Source organism: Streptomyces sp. NPDC029169 (assembly GCF_055563935.1).
This window is the reverse complement of sequence record NZ_JBVHXA010000003.1, coordinates 21,782-37,826: the sequence shown is the minus strand read 5'-3', so window position 1 is coordinate 37,826 and position 16,045 is coordinate 21,782. Positions and strand designations below refer to the sequence as shown.

Annotated in this window: 13 protein-coding genes; 5 read left to right on the top strand and 8 right to left on the bottom strand. The window is 71.9% G+C overall.

What is annotated here, in order from left to right:
- Positions 1 to 244: 244 nt before the first annotated feature.
- Positions 245 to 652 carry a cobalamin B12-binding domain-containing protein gene (locus ACZ4VI_RS06875; RefSeq protein WP_361859136.1) on the bottom strand — a complete coding sequence of 136 codons (408 nt, stop codon included), beginning with the start codon at positions 650 to 652 and terminating at the stop codon, positions 245 to 247.
- A gap of 297 nt (positions 653 to 949) precedes the next feature.
- Here ACZ4VI_RS06875 and ACZ4VI_RS06870 point away from each other — a divergent pair, with 297 nt between their 5' ends.
- Together ACZ4VI_RS06870 and ACZ4VI_RS06865 are read left to right on the top strand one after the other, a co-directional pair.
- Positions 950 to 1,768, top strand: coding sequence for an esterase/lipase family protein (locus ACZ4VI_RS06870; protein WP_467997333.1), 819 nt, complete (start codon positions 950 to 952; stop codon positions 1,766 to 1,768).
- 256 nt (positions 1,769 to 2,024) lie between these two features.
- The gene (locus ACZ4VI_RS06865) at positions 2,025 to 3,518 is read left to right on the top strand and encodes a M23 family metallopeptidase (RefSeq protein WP_467997331.1); all 1,494 of its coding nucleotides are present in this window, start codon (positions 2,025 to 2,027) and stop codon (positions 3,516 to 3,518) included.
- Between the two features lie 69 nt (positions 3,519 to 3,587).
- Here the strand turns inward: ACZ4VI_RS06865 and pcrA are convergent, their stop codons facing one another.
- Positions 3,588 to 6,044, bottom strand: a complete 2,457-nt coding sequence (gene pcrA, locus ACZ4VI_RS06860) for a DNA helicase PcrA (protein WP_467997329.1) — start codon at positions 6,042 to 6,044, stop codon at positions 3,588 to 3,590.
- Positions 6,045 to 6,321: 277 nt separating this feature from the next.
- Here pcrA and ACZ4VI_RS06855 point away from each other — a divergent pair, with 277 nt between their 5' ends.
- Complete coding sequence (locus ACZ4VI_RS06855) at positions 6,322 to 7,479, top strand: C40 family peptidase (RefSeq protein WP_467997327.1); 1,158 nt, start codon at positions 6,322 to 6,324, stop codon at positions 7,477 to 7,479.
- Between the two features lie 16 nt (positions 7,480 to 7,495).
- On the opposite strand, the gene ACZ4VI_RS06850 is transcribed toward ACZ4VI_RS06855, so the two are convergent.
- Positions 7,496 to 7,849 carry a hypothetical protein gene (locus ACZ4VI_RS06850; protein WP_467997325.1) on the bottom strand — a complete coding sequence of 118 codons (354 nt, stop codon included), beginning with the start codon at positions 7,847 to 7,849 and terminating at the stop codon, positions 7,496 to 7,498.
- A gap of 346 nt (positions 7,850 to 8,195) precedes the next feature.
- Between ACZ4VI_RS06850 and ACZ4VI_RS06845 the strand changes: the two genes are divergently transcribed.
- On the top strand, positions 8,196 to 9,275 hold the full coding sequence (locus tag ACZ4VI_RS06845; protein ID WP_467997323.1) for a C40 family peptidase: 1,080 nt from the start codon (positions 8,196 to 8,198) through the stop codon (positions 9,273 to 9,275).
- A 57-nt stretch (positions 9,276 to 9,332) separates the two neighbouring features.
- Here ACZ4VI_RS06845 and ACZ4VI_RS06840 read toward each other — a convergent pair whose 3' ends face one another.
- Both ACZ4VI_RS06840 and ACZ4VI_RS06835 read right to left on the bottom strand, forming a co-directional pair.
- The gene (locus ACZ4VI_RS06840; protein WP_467997322.1) at positions 9,333 to 10,040 is read right to left on the bottom strand and encodes a LuxR C-terminal-related transcriptional regulator; all 708 of its coding nucleotides are present in this window, start codon (positions 10,038 to 10,040) and stop codon (positions 9,333 to 9,335) included.
- Positions 10,037 to 11,305, bottom strand: a complete 1,269-nt coding sequence (locus ACZ4VI_RS06835) for a PspC domain-containing protein (protein ID WP_467997320.1) — start codon at positions 11,303 to 11,305, stop codon at positions 10,037 to 10,039. Before ACZ4VI_RS06835 ends, ACZ4VI_RS06840 begins: the two co-directional genes overlap by 4 nt.
- A 171-nt stretch (positions 11,306 to 11,476) precedes the next feature.
- Here ACZ4VI_RS06835 and ACZ4VI_RS06830 point away from each other — a divergent pair, with 171 nt between their 5' ends.
- Positions 11,477 to 12,832 (top strand): PspC domain-containing protein, encoded by a 1,356-nt coding sequence (locus ACZ4VI_RS06830; protein WP_467997318.1) that lies wholly within the window; start codon positions 11,477 to 11,479, stop codon positions 12,830 to 12,832.
- Positions 12,833 to 12,988: 156 nt separating this feature from the next.
- Here ACZ4VI_RS06830 and ACZ4VI_RS06825 read toward each other — a convergent pair whose 3' ends face one another.
- The 3 genes from ACZ4VI_RS06825 to ACZ4VI_RS06815 all read right to left on the bottom strand — a co-directional run bounded on the left by ACZ4VI_RS06825 (position 12,989) and on the right by ACZ4VI_RS06815 (position 15,954).
- A complete protein-coding gene (locus tag ACZ4VI_RS06825) occupies positions 12,989 to 13,612 on the bottom strand; it encodes a DoxX family protein (RefSeq protein ID WP_467997316.1) in 624 nt (207 codons plus the stop codon).
- Positions 13,613 to 13,760: 148 nt separating this feature from the next.
- Positions 13,761 to 14,993 carry a hypothetical protein gene (locus ACZ4VI_RS06820; protein WP_467997315.1) on the bottom strand — a complete coding sequence of 411 codons (1,233 nt, stop codon included), beginning with the start codon at positions 14,991 to 14,993 and terminating at the stop codon, positions 13,761 to 13,763.
- 172 nt (positions 14,994 to 15,165) lie between these two features.
- Positions 15,166 to 15,954, bottom strand: coding sequence for a class II aldolase/adducin family protein (locus ACZ4VI_RS06815; RefSeq protein WP_467997313.1), 789 nt, complete (start codon positions 15,952 to 15,954; stop codon positions 15,166 to 15,168).
- Between the last annotated feature and the right edge of the window lie 91 nt (positions 15,955 to 16,045).

Sequence of the window (16,045 nt, the reverse complement as noted above, 5' to 3'; positions counted from 1 at the left end):
CGGTCCGGCCGTCAGGGTCGGCGACCCTACCGGTCTCCGGGGCGCCCTCCGGGCCACCGTTGTCCGGCGCGCCCTCCGGGGCGCACCCTCGTCCCCGGCGCCGGTCTCCGGGGCAGGCCCTCCCTGGCCGGGACTCATCGGCGTCCAGGGCGCCTCCGGGCCGGGGCCACCAGTTCCGGGGCGCCGGGCGGGGCTCCGAGGGGCCGTGGCGCGCCGGACCGCACCTCGGCCCCGCTCCGCGGGGCTACGCCGCGACGCGGACGTTCGCGTTGACCCAGTCCACGATGGACGCCGTCGTCGCGCCCGGCGTGAAGATCTCCGCCACGCCCTTCTCCTTCAGCGGCGGGATGTCCGCGTCCGGGATGATGCCGCCGCCGAAGACCTTGATGTCCTCCGCGTCGCGCTCCTTCAGGAGCTCCAGAACCTTCACGAACAGCGTGTTGTGCGCACCCGAGAGGATCGACAGGCCGATCGCGTCGGCGTCCTCCTGGATCGCCGTGTCCACGATCTGCTCAGGCGTCTGGTGCAGCCCCGTGTAGATGACCTCCATGCCGGCGTCGCGCAGTGCCCGCGCGATCACCTTGGCCCCGCGATCGTGGCCGTCGAGACCCGGCTTGGCCACCACCACGCGGATCGGACCGGTCACACCCATCACTGCCTCCACATGCGACCCCCGCGCCTGATTGCCGGGGAGGTGAACGAACGTTATCGCCAGCATCCCGCACGCTGCCGTTTCGCGGTGGACAGCGAGGGGGAAATCACACGTGGGACAATGTTCGCCTGCGCCTGACCCTCCCCGGGCCCTCCTCCTGGGCCCACCAGCCGCAAGGGGTCGTGCGCAAGGGAGCCGCTACGGGGTTGCCGTACGTCCGGGCCGTCAGCCGAGGGCCCGGGCGTACGGCACACCGGACTGCCGTTCGGCGCCCGCGTGCCGTTCGGGAGGTCGCCGATGGAGCTCACCAGGCTCACCAAGGTCACCACTGCGCTGAAGGCCAACGCCCTCGAGCTGGCGATCCTCACCGGCCATCTGCTCCTCTACCCCTCCGGCATCGTCTCCGAGCGCCCCGAGGACGGCCCCGGCACCAAGCAGGCCACCAGCGCCGACACGGGCCCCGGGCGCCCCGTCGTCCTCCTCCACGGCTTCGTCGACAACCGCTCCGTCTTCGTCCTGTTGCGCCGCTCCCTCTCCCGGCACGGCCGTCGCCCTGTCGAGTCGTTCAACTACTCTCCGCTCACCGGCGACCTCCGCACCGCCGCCGCCCTCCTCGGCCGCCACGTCGAGGAGCTCTGCGCCCGCACCGGCCACCACGAGGTCGACATCGTCGGGCACAGCCTGGGCGGCCTCATCGCCCGCTATTACGTACAGCGCCTGGGCGGTGACGCGCGGGTGCGCACGCTGGTCATGCTCGGCACCCCGCACAGCGGCACCACCGCCGCCCCGTGGGCGGGCGCCCATCCCCTGGTCCGCCAGATGCGCCCCGGCTCGGAGGTGCTGCGGGAGCTCGCCGAGCCCGCCCCGGGCTGCCGGACCCGCTGCGTCAGCTTCTGGAGCGACCTGGACCAGGTGATGGTCCCGGTGGAGACCGCGCGGCTCGACCACCCCGATCTACTGGTGCACAACATCCAGGTCAGCGGGATCGGCCATCTCGCCCTGCCGGTCCATCCGACCGTCGCGGCGGGAATCCGCGAGGCCCTCGACGCCGACGAACCCGCCGCCACGCCCGGAGCAGAACCGGGAACCGAACCGGGAGCCGCCTCCGTGGCGTGAGCCGGACACGACGCCCAGACGCCTGACGACCCGCCAGAAGGTGTCTGTTCTTCGAACGTTCCTCGAACACAGAGCCAAAGCTCTCCCCCGAGGCCGCCGAAACACCGCCGATTGCCCGTTTCCTGCGGACCCGAAACCCTCCGAAGATTGTCGCTGCCGTATACCGCCGGGTACAGTCGCGCCACTGCTTTACCCCGGGACACCCTCGTCGGGTCCGCCCCGGACTGGTCCTGCCGCCGAGGCGAGAGAGAAGTTGGTGAACGACCAGCACCCCCACGCCGGGTACGTCGGAGACGACGCCCACAGCACCGGCAGCTTCGCCACCGACCCGCTCTTCGGCGCCCTCCCGGGCGGCTACGACGCCGGTCACAGCGGCCAGTACGACACCACGCAGTGGAGCGGCACCCAGCAGTGGGACACCGGTGCGTACGCGACCACCGGGCAGTACGACACCACAGGTCAGTACGACACGACCGCGCAGTACGACACCACCGGCCAGTACGACACCACGGGGCAATACGGCACCACCGGCCAGTACGACACGTCCGCCCAGTACGACACCACCGGCCAGTGGGACGCCTCCGCGTGGAACGAGGCCCAGCAGACCGGCCAGTACGAGAACGCGCAGGTCACCTCGTACGACACCACAGGCCAGTGGACGACCCCCGCCTTCGAGACGGGTACCTATGACGCCACCGCGTGGAACTACGCCGCGCCGCAGCAGGACGTCCTGGTCGCCGAGCACCCCCTGGTTCCGCAGCAGTACACCCCCGAGTACGAGTTCGTCCCCGAGCCGCAGACGGCCGAGCAGCCGGGCACGCACGAGGAGTCGTACGAAGGCGACCACACCTACGAGTACGACTACGAGTACGAGTACGACCACGAGGCCCCGGCAGAGTCCGAGGAACCGGCCGTCGAGATCCGTGACGAGTCTCCGGCCCCGGAACCGGCCGTCACCACGGCGACCGCCGCCCGCCCCGTGCGCCGCTCCTCCGGTGGCAGCCGAGGCCGTCGCCGTACGCCCGCCAAGCGCTCCGCGCTGCTGACCGTCGCCGTCCCGTCCGCCTGCGTCATGGGCGTCGCCGGGATCGCCGCCGCCTCGGTCGGCGGGCTCACCGACCCGGGCGCCGACAAGGACGACACGACGGCGCTCGCCGCCGCCGACCCCGCCTCGGTCAAGCCGGTCGCCGCCAACAACGAGCTGGACACCCAGCTCGCGGCACTCAGCGCCGACGCCCGTGACTTCGGCGACCGCGCCAGCCGCACCCAGGAGCGCCTCGACCTCAAGGCGCGCCAGGAGGCGGAGAAGAAGAAGCGCGAGGAGGAGGCGGCCCGCAAGGAGGCGATGCGCCCCAAGTTCGCGCTTCCGGTGAAGCTGCACCAGCTCAGCGCGAGTTACGGCCAGGCGGGCGTCAACTGGATGTCCGTGCACACCGGCATCGACTTCCCCGTCCAGTACGGCACGAAGGTCATGGCCGCGACCGACGGCACCGTCCGCACCCAGTGGAACAGCGCCTACGGCAACATGGCCATCGTGACCGCGCCGGACGGCACCGAGACCTGGTACTGCCACCTCAGCAGCACCAAGATCCGCTCGGGCAAGGTCAAGGCCGGCGATGTCATCGCGTACTCCGGCAACTCGGGCAACTCCACCGGTCCGCACCTCCACTTCGAGGTCCGGCCGGGCGGCGGGGCGGCGATCGACCCCGAGGCATGGCTGCGCAGCCACGGTCTCAATCCGACCGGCTGACGCACTCGCACGAACGACACGAACGAACAGAGGGGCCTTGGCCGAAGCCGGGCCCCTCTGCCGTATGCCCTACAGCTTCTCGACCGGCGCGTACCGCAGCAGCAGCCGCTTCGGCTTCTCGTCGCCGAAGTCGATCGTCGCCTGCGCGTCGGCGCCGACGCCCGTGACCTGCATGACCGTGCCGAGGCCGAACTGGTCGTGCGTGACCCGGTCGCCCACCTGGAGCGCGATCACCGGCTTGTCGCTGGTCCGGCGGGTGGCGAAGCCCGAGGGGCCCGAGCGCGCGCGGGAGGAGGAGAGCGAGGACGTGATCCCCGAGGTCGGCCCGGCGGGCTTGACCATGGGGCCGGTCCGCTTCCACTCCAGATACGTCGGCGGGATCTCCTCCAGGAAGCGCGAGGCCGGGTTGTACGAGGGCTGGCCCCAGGCGCTGCGCATCGAGGAACGGGTCAGATACAGCCGCTCGCGGGCGCGCGTGATGCCCACGTACGCGAGCCGCCGCTCCTCCTCCAGCTCCTTGGACTGACCGAGCGCGCGCATGTGCGGGAAGACGCCGTCCTCCATGCCGGTCAGGAACACCACCGGGAACTCGAGGCCCTTGGCGGTGTGCAGCGTCATCAGCGTGATGACGCCCGACCCCTCCTCGTCCTCGTCGGGGATCTGGTCGGAGTCGGCGACGAGCGCGACCTGCTCCAGGAACTCCGGGAGAGTCCCGCCCTCTTCGCCGCGCTCCTGCTCGAACTCCAGGGCCACGGCGGCCAGCTCCTGAAGGTTCTCGATGCGGGTCTCGTCCTGCGGGTCGGTGGAGGCCTGCAACTCGGCGAGGTACCCGGTGCGCTCCAGGACGGCTTCGAGGACGACGGCCGGGCCGGCGCCGGAGTCGACGACCGTACGGAGCTCCTCCATGAGGGTGTTGAAGCGCTTGACCGCGTTCGCGGACCGGGCCGCCATGCCGTACGCCTCGTCGACCCGCTTCAGCGCCTGCGGGAACGTGATCTTCTCCCGGAGCGAGAGGGCGTCGATCATCGCCTCGGCGCGCTCGCCGATGCCGCGCTTGGGCACGTTCAGAATGCGGCGCAGCGGGACGTTGTCCTCGGGGTTGGCGAGGACGCGCAGGTACGCGAGGACATCGCGGACCTCCTTGCGCTCGTAGAAGCGCACGCCGCCGACGACCTTGTAGGGCAGGCCGACGCGGATGAAGATCTCTTCGAAGACACGGGACTGGGCGTTGGTGCGGTAGAAGACGGCGACGTCGCCGGCCTTCGCCTCGCCCGCGTCCGTGAGCCGGTCGATCTCGTCGGCGACGAACTGGGCCTCGTCGTGCTCGGTGTCCGCGACGTAGCCGGTGATCTGCGCGCCCGCGCCCGCGTTCGTCCACAGGTTCTTGGGGCGGCGGGACTCGTTGCGCTCGATGACGGCGTTGGCGGCGGAGAGGATCGTCTGCGTCGAGCGGTAGTTCTGTTCGAGCAGGATCGTCGTCGCGTTCGGGTAGTCCTCCTCGAACTGGAGGATGTTGCGGATGGTCGCGCCGCGGAAGGCGTAGATCGACTGGTCCGCGTCACCGACGACGCACAGCTCGGCCGGCTCCAGATCCTCGTAGCCGGTGCCGACCAGTTCCCGTACGAGGGTGTACTGGGCGTGGTTGGTGTCCTGGTACTCGTCGACGAGGACGTGGCGGAAGCGGCGGCGGTAGTGCTCGGCGACGTCCGGGAACGCCTGGAGCAGGTGGACCGTCGTCATGATGATGTCGTCGAAGTCCAGGGCGTTGGCCTCGCGCAGCCGAGCCTGGTACATCCGGTACGCCTCGGCGAGCGTCTTCTCGAAGCCGTCGGCGGCCTGGTCGGCGAAGGTCTCCTCGTCGATCAGTTCGTTCTTCAGGTTCGAGATCTTGGCGCTGAAGGACTTCGGCGGGAACTTCTTCGGGTCGAGGTCCAGGTCGCGGCAGACCAGCGCCATGAGGCGCTTGGAGTCGGCGGCGTCGTAGATCGAGAAGGAGGACGTGAAGCCGAGCTTCTTGCTCTCGCGGCGCAGGATGCGGACGCACGCGCTGTGGAAGGTCATGACCCACATGGCGTTGGCGCGCGGGCCGACGAGGTGCTCGACGCGCTCCTTCATCTCGCCGGCGGCCTTGTTGGTGAAGGTGATCGCCAGTATCTGGCCGGGGTGGACGTGCCGGGTGGCCAGGAGGTGGGCGATGCGGTGGGTGAGCACCCTGGTCTTGCCGGAGCCGGCGCCCGCGACGATGAGCAGCGGGGAGCCGGTGTGGACGACGGCGGCGCGCTGCTGTTCGTTCAGCCCCTCCAGGAGGGCGGCGGCGTCCACGACGGGGCGGTGGGCTCCGTCGCGGTAGTACGCGTCCCTGGCCGGCGGCGCGTCGAAGCGCCCCTCGAAGAGGTCGTGCGGGACCTCCTCCGCGGCCGGGGCGCCGTGGGCGTGGTGCTCGTCGTCCTCGGGCGGGGGCGGGGGCTCCTCCGAGGAGTGGTTCTGGAGGCTCGCCAGGAAGCTGTCGTCAAAGAGGCTGCTCATCGCTTATCGAGTCTAGGCCGCCGCACTGACAGCCCGCTGCCACCTCTCGAAGTGACCCCATTCTCACGGAGGGTAATAGTCCGCTTCAGGTCACGAAAATGTATCGGGCATATCGAACATCGGCCTTCACAGGCCCACCACGAGTTGGCTAGCGTGCTCGCCCAGGCAGCCCGTCCGCTCCGACGGCGAAACGCGCCGAACGGGCCGCTCACGCCGAAACCGGCCCTGCCTCGCGGCAGTTGACGCCGGTCGTCCCCCTCGGCGGCCACGGAAGGAGATGCCGGTCTTGGCGTCCCATCGCAAGCCGCGCAGCACCCGTTCGCACTCCCCCGCCGTCGGGGTCACGACGGCAGCCCTGGCCGGGGTCACGCTGCTGACCACGCAGAGCGCCCAGGCCGCACCCGCCGCCCCGACGAAGCCGACGGTGGAGGAGATCCAGAAGAAGGTCGACGACCTCTACCGGCAGGCCGGCACGGCGACGCAGGAGTACAACCGGGCCAAGGAGGCCACCGACGAGCAGCGCCGCAAGGTCGACCGGCTCCTCGACGACGTGGCCCGCCGGACGGACGAGATCAACGAGTCGCGGCGCGCACTCGGCTCGTACGCGGCGGCGCAGTACCGCGCGGGGGCCGTCGGCCCGACCGCCGCGCTGATCTTCGCGGACAGCCCGCAGGCCTACTTCGACCAGACGCACCTCATGGACCGGCTCTCCGAGCGTCAGCGCAGCGCGGTGGCGGAGTACGAGGGCAAGCGCGTCGCGGCGGCGAAGCAGCGGGCGGAGGCGACGAAGAGCCTGGAGACCCTGACCGAGTCGCAGGAGACGCTGCGCACGACCAAGCAGACCGTCCAGCGGAAGCTGGGCGAGGCGCGGACGCTGCTGGCCCGGCTGACGGCCGAGGAGAAGGCGCGGCTCGCGGAACTGGAGCGCAAGCGGGAGGCCGAGGCGCGGCGCAAGGCGGAGGCGCGGGCCAAGGCGGAGGCCGAGGCCCGGGCCGCGGCGGCGGAGGCCGAGCGGCGCAGGCAGGAGGAGGCCCGGCAGGAACAGCCCACGACGCCCGTCGAGCCGCCCGCAGGCGACACGTACGCCGCGAAGGCGGAGAAGGCGCTGGCCTTCGCCCGCGCCCAGATCGGCAAGCCGTACGTATGGGGCGCGACGGGCCCGAGCTCGTACGACTGCTCGGGGCTGACCCAGGCCGCCTGGAAGGCCGCCGGCGTCGACCTGCCCCGTACCACCTGGGACCAGGTGGAGGTGGGGACCCGGGTCGCGACGGCCGATCTGCTCCCGGGCGATCTCGTCTTCTTCTACGACGACATCAGCCACGTCGGCCTGTACATCGGCGGCGGGAAGATGATCCACGCACCGAAGCCGGGCGCCAACGTCCGCGAGGAGTCGATCTACTACATGCCGATCTACGGGAGCGTGCGCCCGGCCTGACTGCTTCGTCAGTTCGTCAGGTCCAGAGCGTCGCGATGAAGATGTTGGCGATCGTCAGGCCGCCGACCGCGGCGAACATGCCCTTGTCGACCGATTCCTCGTCTCGCTTCACGTACACGAGGGCGAGGATGACGACGAGGACGGCCAGCTTGATACCGACCTTCAGGTTGTTGACGGCCTGGTCGTCCGCCTGGTTGAGGCCGACCAGCGCGACGCCGGTGACCAGCATGGTGAGCGCGCCGTGCAGCATCGCGGGGCTGAAGCGGGCCGTACCCGCGCCCATCGCCTTCATCTGCGTGAGGAATCCGCCGAGCAGCGAGCCGATTCCGATGATGTGCAGGGCGACGAAGACATTGATGAGTACGTCCATGGGCCGGAGCCTAACCGGGCCATAGCACCCGCGTTCGGCCGGGTCCAGCTCGTCCGGCTCTTCGGTCAGGCCCGCGCCGGAATGCGGCGCCCACCCGTCGCCGCGGCCGGCCGCGAACGGTCCCGAAGGGTCAACTGACGCCAATAGCGGTCAACTCCCCGCCGCCCCGTGACGGGCAGGTTTAGCGTCCTCCCCCAGGTGGCCGGCTCCCCACCACCGTCGGTCCGTCCGGCGGCAGTCGGCCGCCCCCGCCGAGAAATCCGGCGGTGGGCCGTCTCCCCTGTGCGGTCCATCGCCGGACCCGGTGGGCATCGACCCCCACAGGGAGAGGATGTGACCCGCCCTCGTGGCAGCACACCGGAAGCCCAAGCAGTCCCCCCTCGGCGGCCAGGCGGCTCGGACCGCCGCCACGCTCGCCCTCGCCTCCGCGGCGACGGCGACCGTCTTCGAGGGCTCCGGGCACGCCGAGCCCCGGCTGACCCCCGCCCAGGTCAAGGCGAAGGTCGACCGGCTGTACCAGGAGGCCGAGGTGGCCACCGAGAAGTACAACGGCGCGAAGGAGAAGGCGGACGCGGCACGGGACGCGCTCGACCGGCTGCGGGACGAGGCGGCCCGCCGGACGGACCGGCTCAACACCGTGCGCAACGGGCTCGGCTCCATCGCCGCCGCGCAGTACCGTTCAGGCGGCCTGGACCCCGCCGTGCAGCTCGCGCTGACCTCCGACCCGGAGCAGTATCTGGAGCGCGCCGCGCTCGCCGAGAAGGCCGGGGAGCGGCAGGCGGCGACCATCACCTCCGTACGGCGTGAACTCGCCGGGATCAGGCAGGTGCGGGCCGAGTCGGCGGAGCGGCTGACGGAGCTGAACGGGCACGAGGCCGAGCTCCGGCGGCAGAAGACCGCCGTGCAGGGCAGGCTCGACGAGGCGCGCACGCTGCTCGCCCGGCTGACGGCGGAGGAGCGGGCGCGGTACGAGGCGGCGGCGGGCGGGTCGGGTCGGAGCGACGCCTCCACGGGTACGGACGGGAGCAGCCGCGCGGACCGGACCTCGGGGCCGCGCGGTCCCGTCACCGCGCCGAACAGCCGCGCCGCACAGGCGATCTCCTTCGCCCACGACCAGATCGGCAAGCCGTACGTCTGGGGCGCGACGGGCCCGTCCTCGTACGACTGCTCCGGGCTGACGCAGGCCGCCTGGCGCTCGGCCGGGGTGGCGCTGCCCCGGACGACGTACACGCAGATCAACGCCGGACAGCGGGTCTCGCGCTCCCAACTGGCCCCGGGCGACCTGGTGTTCTTCTACTCGGGGATCAGTCACGTCGGCCTCTACATCGGCGGCGGCCAGATGATCCACGCACCCCGGCCGGGCGCGCCGGTACGGATCGCCCCGATCGACGAGATGCCCTTCGCGGGGGCGACCCGGGTGGGGTGACGGGCGCGGCGGTCGCAGCGACCGAACCCTTGACGCCCCCTCCGGTCCGCCGGTCCCTCAGACCAGCCGGCGCGCGGTCGCCCAGCGGGTCAGCTCGTGCCGGTTGGACAGCTGGAGCTTGCGCAGGACCGCCGAGACATGGGACTCGACCGTCTTCACCGAGATGTAGAGCTGCTTGGCGATCTCCTTGTACGCGTATCCACGGGCGATCAGCCGCAGCACCTCGCGCTCGCGCTGGGTGAGCCGGTCGAGGTCCTCGTCCACGGGCGGGGCGTCGGTGGACGCGAACGCGTCGAGCACGAAGCCGGCCAGCCGGGGGGAGAACACCGCATCGCCCTCCTGGACACGGAAGATCGAGTCGACCAGATCGGTCCCGGTGATCGTCTTGGTGACATAGCCGCGGGCGCCGCCCCGGATCACCCCGATCACGTCCTCCGCGGCGTCCGAGACCGAGAGGGCCAGGAACCGCACCGGGTCCTCGGCCGCCGTCATCAGGCTCGTGCAGCGGCGCAGCACCTCCACCCCGCCGCCACCCGGCAGGTGCACGTCGAGCAGAACCACCTCGGGGCGGGTCGCCTTGATCACCGTGACCGCCTGGTCGACGTCGGCGGCCTCGCCGACCACTTCGACGCCGGTGACCTCGGTCCGGCCGATCTCGGCCTGCACGCCCGTACGGAACATCCGGTGGTCGTCGACGAGCATGACCCGCACCCGACGCTCCGTGGTCGGTGCCGCCGTCGTCCCGGTCCCGGTCTCGTCGCTCATCCGTCCGCCCTCTCCATCTCAAGCTCCACTTCGGTGCCCCCGCCCGGCACGGACCGCAGCCGGGCCGAACCGCCGTTGCGCTGCATCCGGCCGATGATCGATTCTCGTACGCCCATCCGGTCGCCGGGCACCGCGTCGAGGTCGAAGCCGGGGCCCCGGTCCCGCACGGAGACGAACACCGTACGGCCCTCGACCTCCGCGTAGACCTGCACCGCCCCGCCCTCGCCACCGTACTTGGCGGCGTTGACCATCGCCTCGCGCGCGGCCTGCATCTGTGCGGCCAGTCTCTCGTCGAGCGGGCAGTCGCCCACGACCACGACCTCCAGCGGGACGCCGTGCTTGTCCTCGACCTCGGCGGCGGCACGCTTCACCGCCTCGGCGAGGGTCTCGGGCTCCTCGCCCTCGTCCTTGCCGGTGCCCTCCGGCTTGTACAGCCAGTTCCGCAGCTCCCGCTCCTGCGCTCGGGCGAGCCGGCGCACCTCGCCCGGCTCGTCCGCGTTGCGCTGGATCAGCGTGAGCGTGTGCAGGACGGAGTCGTGGACATGGGCCGCGACCTCGGCCCGCTCCTGCGCGCGGATCCTCATGGTCCGCTCCTCGGAGAGGTCCTGGGACATGCGCACCAGCCACGGTCCTGCGAGCAGCGCTATGCCGGTGAGCACGGCTATCGCTGCGGTCAGCGCCGTACCCAGCTGGGCCGCCGAACCCCGGACCACCATGAAGACGGTCAGTCCCATGCCGACGAGGGCGACTCCCGCGAAGCCGCGGGCGAGTTGCAGGGTGCGTCTACGGCGGCCCGGCTCGGTCCAGCTGGCCCGCCGGGCGTTGTCCGCCTGCCGCCAGACTAGGACCACGCCGACGCCGATCAGAAGCGTCGGCCAGACATAGCGGTCCGTCTGATTGCCCCAGTCGATGTTGCCGGCGAAGATCGCGGCACCGATCCCCAGCGCGATCAGCGCGAAGACCTGGCCCCGGTCGGGCTTGCGCAGCCGACGCCGGCCGTCCGGCGTGGTCTCGAAGACCGGGCGGGGCGCGCTCCGGCCGCCGACGCCGAGCGGGACGACGATCCAGAACACCGCGTACAGCAGCGCGCCCAGGCCGTCCGCGAGGAGCAGGCCCACGAACAGGACGCGGACCCAGACCACGGGCAGCCCGAGATGACCCGCCAGACCGCGCGCGACACCGCCGAGCCACCGTCCGTCGGCGCTCCGGTAGAGCTTGCGCACGGGCGGTTCGTCGGTCTCGGTGACACGGGCGGATGCTGACATGCACCGATCGTCACACGTCCGGCCGGGCGAGGACATCAGGGTCGGTCCCTGAGATCGCCCCTAGGAATCGGCCCCTAGGAAGTTCTCGGGGTGGACCGCCCGCGGAATATCAGGGTCGGGCCAGGGTCGATCCCGGTGCCGCGGCGGGGCGGCGGCCGTCACCATGGACGCATGACGAGTTCGACGCCTTCTTCGCACGAGGCCCCGCCGCCGGCGGAGGCCCCACCGGTCGCGCCCCTGCGCCGCTCGCGGCAGCACCGGGTCGTGGCCGGCGTGTGCGGCGGCCTCGGCCGGCACTTCGACCTCGATCCGGTGATCTTCCGCATCGTGATCGGTGTGCTGTCCGTGTTCGGTGGCCTCGGGCTGGTCTTCTACGGTTTCGCGTGGCTGCTCCTGCCGCTCGCGGGCGAGGAGGAGAACGAAGGCCGCCGACTGCTCTCCGGCCGGGTCGACGGGGCCGCGCTCGCGGCCGTGCTGATGGCCCTGGTCGGCTGCGGGATCTTCCTGTCGACGCTCAGCAGGGGCGGGACGCTCGCGTTCGCGATGATGCTGTCGATAGCGGTGTGCGGCGCGGCGGTCTGGTCCCAGCGACGCATGCAGGCCGCCGCCGGAGACACCGAGGGCGGCCGGATGGACGCGGCGACGGCGGCCGCGGTCGCGGAAGCACCGCCGGAGGCGAAGGCCCCGCCGCTGGTGGAGTTCCCGTCCTGGTGGAAGGACCCCATAGTCAAGGACGGCTCGACGGGGAAGGTCGCCGTCGGCTACCTCTGGGGCCCGCACGGCGTGGGCCCGGACGGTCGGCTCCCGAGCGGCGAGGTCCCGGTGCCCGGCAGCCAGTGGGGCACGGACGGGCCCGCGGACGGGCGGCGGCCCGAGGCTTCGGCGGTCCGGCGCGGCCCGCGCTCCATCGGCGGCCTGGTCTTCCTCCTCGCGCTGCTCGCGGGCGGCCTGGGCACGGGCCTGTCCTGGGAGACCCAGCCGTTCGGCACGAGCCTGCAGATCGGTCTGGTCGCCGCCCTGGCGGTGTTCGGTCTCGGTCTGGTGGTCGGCAGCTTCCTCGGCCGGACCGGGTTCGGGACGATCTTCCTGACCGTGGTCACCGCGGGCCTGCTCGCGGTGGCGGCGGCGCTGCCCAAGGAGATCTCCACGGAGTGGGTCAGGACGACCTGGACACCGGCGTCGGTCGCCGCCGTGCAGCCCCGCTACGAACTGGGCACGGGCGTCGGCACGCTCGATCTGTCGCGGCTCGCGGTCCCCGCGGGCACGACGGTCGGCACGGGGGCGGAGGTCGGCGCCGGAAAGCTGGAGGTGATCGTGCCGAAGAACGTCACGGTGACGCTGCGGGCGCAGGTGGGCCTGGGCGATGTCCAACTGCCGCAGCAGAGACCCGAGGACATCGACATCGCGCCCGACCGCGACGAGAGCCGGACACTGCCCCCCACCGCCGGCACCCCACCCGGGGGGACGGTGAACCTCTCGCTGGAGGTCGGTCTCGGACAGGTGGAGGTCACCCGTGCTGCTTCATGAATTCCGGCCGGGCCGCCTGGTCGCCGGGGCGACCGCCCTGAGCCTCGCCGTGATGTACGCGGGGGACGCGGCGGGCGCCTGGGAGACCCCCTGGTACGAGGTGATCCCCGTCCTCTGCGGCGGCCTGGGCCTGGCCGCCCTGGCGACCTGGGTCGCCTACCGGGTGCGCCGTCGCTCGGCGAGAACGGCGTCGAGCGAGAAGTACGAGGCCCCGGCGAGCACGAGGGGGAGCCAGGACATCAGATAGGCGAGGTCGTTCCCGTAGTAGTACGGGTCGGTCTGCCAGCTCACCGTCAGCCACAGGCTCAGCGAGATCAGCGCCCCGCCGAGCGCGGCCACCCGGGCGAACAGGCCCACCAGGGTCCCGATTCCGACGGTCAGCTCGCCGATGCCGATGGCGTACCCGAAGCCGACGGGGCTGTTGAGCGCCAGGTCGACGAGGGCGGGGATGGCCGAGGTGTCCCGAACGCCGCGCATCATCTCGCCGATGGACCCGCTGCCGGTGTCGGACATGAAGGTGGAGTCGGTGAGCTTGTCGAGGCCGGCGTAGATGAAGGTGACGCCGAGGAAGAGGCGCAGCGGGAGCAGTGCGTACTTCGACCCGACGGCCTTCCACGCGGTCAGCCCGCCGGGACCGCCATGAGCACCATGACGGCCGGGAGCACCCTGACCGCCTTGACCGCCCGGACCGCCATGAGCACCGTTGCCGCCGTGGCCTCCGTCAGCGCCTTGACCGCCGTGGCCGCCTTGACCGCCGGGCCTCCCGGGGTCGTTGCCCATCCGTCCGTACGAACCGGAAGCGCCGGACGCCCCTTCCGTTCCCCTGCTGCCCTGTGACATCGCCGGCCTGCCTCTCCACGCCACTGTCCGCAGAACCGATTGTCCCCGGACCCCCTCCCCGTGGATACGTGGGAGACGCGGCGAAGGTTCAGTCGACGACGTCGATGGCGACCCGATTGGTCTCCACGCCCGAGGCCGTCACCACCCACACCTCGACCCGCCCCGGCTCCACGTCGACCGGGAGCGGGACCGTCAGGACCGAATCCGTCGGGTTGGCGAAGCCGCCCGGGACCGGAACCAGGGGGACATGGGCGTGGACGGGGCCGACGCGCACGACCAGACGGGTCAACGGGTCCGGCCCGGAGGCGCCGGGCGGGACGAAACCGGTGCCCCGGATCTCGATGTCGTCCCCGGTGCGGATCGGGGCGTCCAGGTCGCCCGCCTCGCGGGACCGGACGACGGAGAGGATCGCGGGCCGGCCGCCCTCCGTGCACTTGGCCGCGAGGTAGCCGGCCGCCGCCACGGCGACGAGGACCACCAGGGACCAGGGCACCTCGGGCAGCCGGTCGGGGTCCTGACCCAGCCGCACGGCGGCGAGCACGAGGACCGCGCCGGAGACCAGGACGTGGGCGACGTCGGTGAGGCAGGCCCGCCCGTTGTCGTCGCAGAGCAGGTCGGCGGCGCGGGGCCGGTCGGCGCGGACCTTCTGCAGCCGCTGCGCCGCCACCCTGCCCCACACGATCCGGCGGGTGGCGACGGCGACAGCCGCCGTCAGCGCGAAGACGGTCAGCAGTCCGGCGCCGTGGTCGATCCCGAGGCCGGAACGGTCGACGGCGCCCGTGACCAGGCGCAGCGCGAGGAAGAGCACGGTGTAGACGGCGAAGAGCAACCAGCCGGCGGCGACCGCACGGGAGGTGGAGAGCCGGTTGTCCTCCCCGATCAGCGGCGCGAGGACCCCGCCGCGTGCCCGGTGCGCGTGGGCGGCGAAGGTGAGCGGGACGGCGAGGAGGAGCGCGGCGACCAGTCCGGCCGTGCGCGGTCCCGTCCAGCCGGTGCCGATCGCGGTGAGCGCCTGCCCGAGCAGCAGGGCGAGGATCCCGCCCCAGACGGCGCCCAGCGTGGCGTAGCGGACCCGCCGCAGCCAGGCGTCGCCCGCCGCACGTCCGCGCGCCGCGACCACGCGGGCGGACTGGGCGAGCGCGTCGGAGACCCACTGCCGCGAGGCGCCCGGCGAGTGCGCGACGGCGGCGGGCACGCCCGCGCCGACGGCGAGTTCGTCCCGCTGGGCGAGGAAGGCGGCGACCGCACGCCGGTGACCCGCGCGCCCGCCCTCCGCGCATCCCTCGTGGTCACCGCACTGTCTCGCCTCTTGCACCGCCACGGCGCTCACTTCCCGATCCGTCCACTGACGACCGGCCGCCAACCATCCGTCAACTGGCCGTTGAATACAGCGAATTGTGCCGCACCAGCAAGCCTCCGGAGCGCTCCGAGCGCCCCGCACGAGAGTGATTGAACCGTCATCACATTGACGTAAGGACAGCTAAGGCCACCTTCTACGACAGCAGTTCGGGCTCCGCGCGGCTGATCCGGCGCCACAGAGGCTGGTAGTTGATCCAGGCGGCGAGGTCGGTGCCGAGCTGCTCACGGGTGGCGACCGCGTCCTTGTGCCCGATCGGCACCGGCTTGCCCGCGGCCCGCGCGGTCAGCTGGACCCCGGCGCACCGTTCCATGGCGATGAACCACCAGGCGGCCGCGTCGACCGAGGTCCCGACGGTCAGCAGCCCGTGGTTGCGCAGCACGATCGCCTTGTACGGGCCGAGGGCGTCGGCGATCCGCCGCGCCTCCTCGCGGTCGACGGCGACGCCGGTGTACGCGTTGTAGAGCGCGTGGTCCTGGTAGAACCCGCAGGCCTCCTGGGTGATCGGCTCGATCAGCTCGCCGAGCGCAGCGAGCGCCCGCCCGTGGACGGAGTGGCTGTGCGCGACCGCGACGACGTCCGGCCGGGCCCCGTGCACCTCGGCGTGGACGGCGAAGGCGGCCTGGTTGACAGGTGCGCTGCCCCGCACCACCTGCCCGTCCCCGTTGACCAGGACGAGGTCGCTCGCGGTCAGCTCGGCGAGGGGCGCGCCGAACGGGTTCACCCAGAAACAGTCGGCGTGCTCGGGGTCCCGGGCGGTCACATGACCCGAGACGCCGTCCTCGTACCCGAACCGCGCGAAGAGTCTGAGCGCGCCCGCGAGTCTCTGCTTGCGGTACGTCCGCTCCTCCTCGACAGTCTCGTGGACGGGAGGCATCGCCACGTGGAGCTGATCGGCGGGTACGGGGGCCGGTGTCTCGCTCATGCGCGGGAAGGTAACGCCGGGCCGCCCAACTGACCAGAGAGATCACACGCCGAAGACGCCGAACACGACGAAACCGCCGCCCCCGGATGGT

Bases quoted from the DNA above. Each gene is read 5' to 3' on its own strand.
- ACZ4VI_RS06825 (WP_467997316.1), bottom strand. From the start codon at position 13,612: ATGGGCAACGACCCCGGGAGGCCCGGCGGTCAAGGCGGCCACGGCGGT.
- ACZ4VI_RS06830 (WP_467997318.1), top strand. From the start codon at position 11,477: ATGACGAGTTCGACGCCTTCTTCGCACGAGGCCCCGCCGCCGGCGGAG.
- ACZ4VI_RS06875 (WP_361859136.1), bottom strand. From the start codon at position 652: ATGGGTGTGACCGGTCCGATCCGCGTGGTGGTGGCCAAGCCGGGTCTC.
- pcrA (WP_467997329.1), bottom strand. From the start codon at position 6,044: ATGAGCAGCCTCTTTGACGACAGCTTCCTGGCGAGCCTCCAGAACCAC.
- ACZ4VI_RS06855 (WP_467997327.1), top strand. From the start codon at position 6,322: ATGCCGGTCTTGGCGTCCCATCGCAAGCCGCGCAGCACCCGTTCGCAC.
- ACZ4VI_RS06840 (WP_467997322.1), bottom strand. From the start codon at position 10,040: ATGAGCGACGAGACCGGGACCGGGACGACGGCGGCACCGACCACGGAG.
- ACZ4VI_RS06870 (WP_467997333.1), top strand. From the start codon at position 950: ATGGAGCTCACCAGGCTCACCAAGGTCACCACTGCGCTGAAGGCCAAC.
- ACZ4VI_RS06850 (WP_467997325.1), bottom strand. From the start codon at position 7,849: ATGGACGTACTCATCAATGTCTTCGTCGCCCTGCACATCATCGGAATC.
- ACZ4VI_RS06835 (WP_467997320.1), bottom strand. From the start codon at position 11,305: ATGTCAGCATCCGCCCGTGTCACCGAGACCGACGAACCGCCCGTGCGC.
- ACZ4VI_RS06815 (WP_467997313.1), bottom strand. From the start codon at position 15,954: ATGAGCGAGACACCGGCCCCCGTACCCGCCGATCAGCTCCACGTGGCG.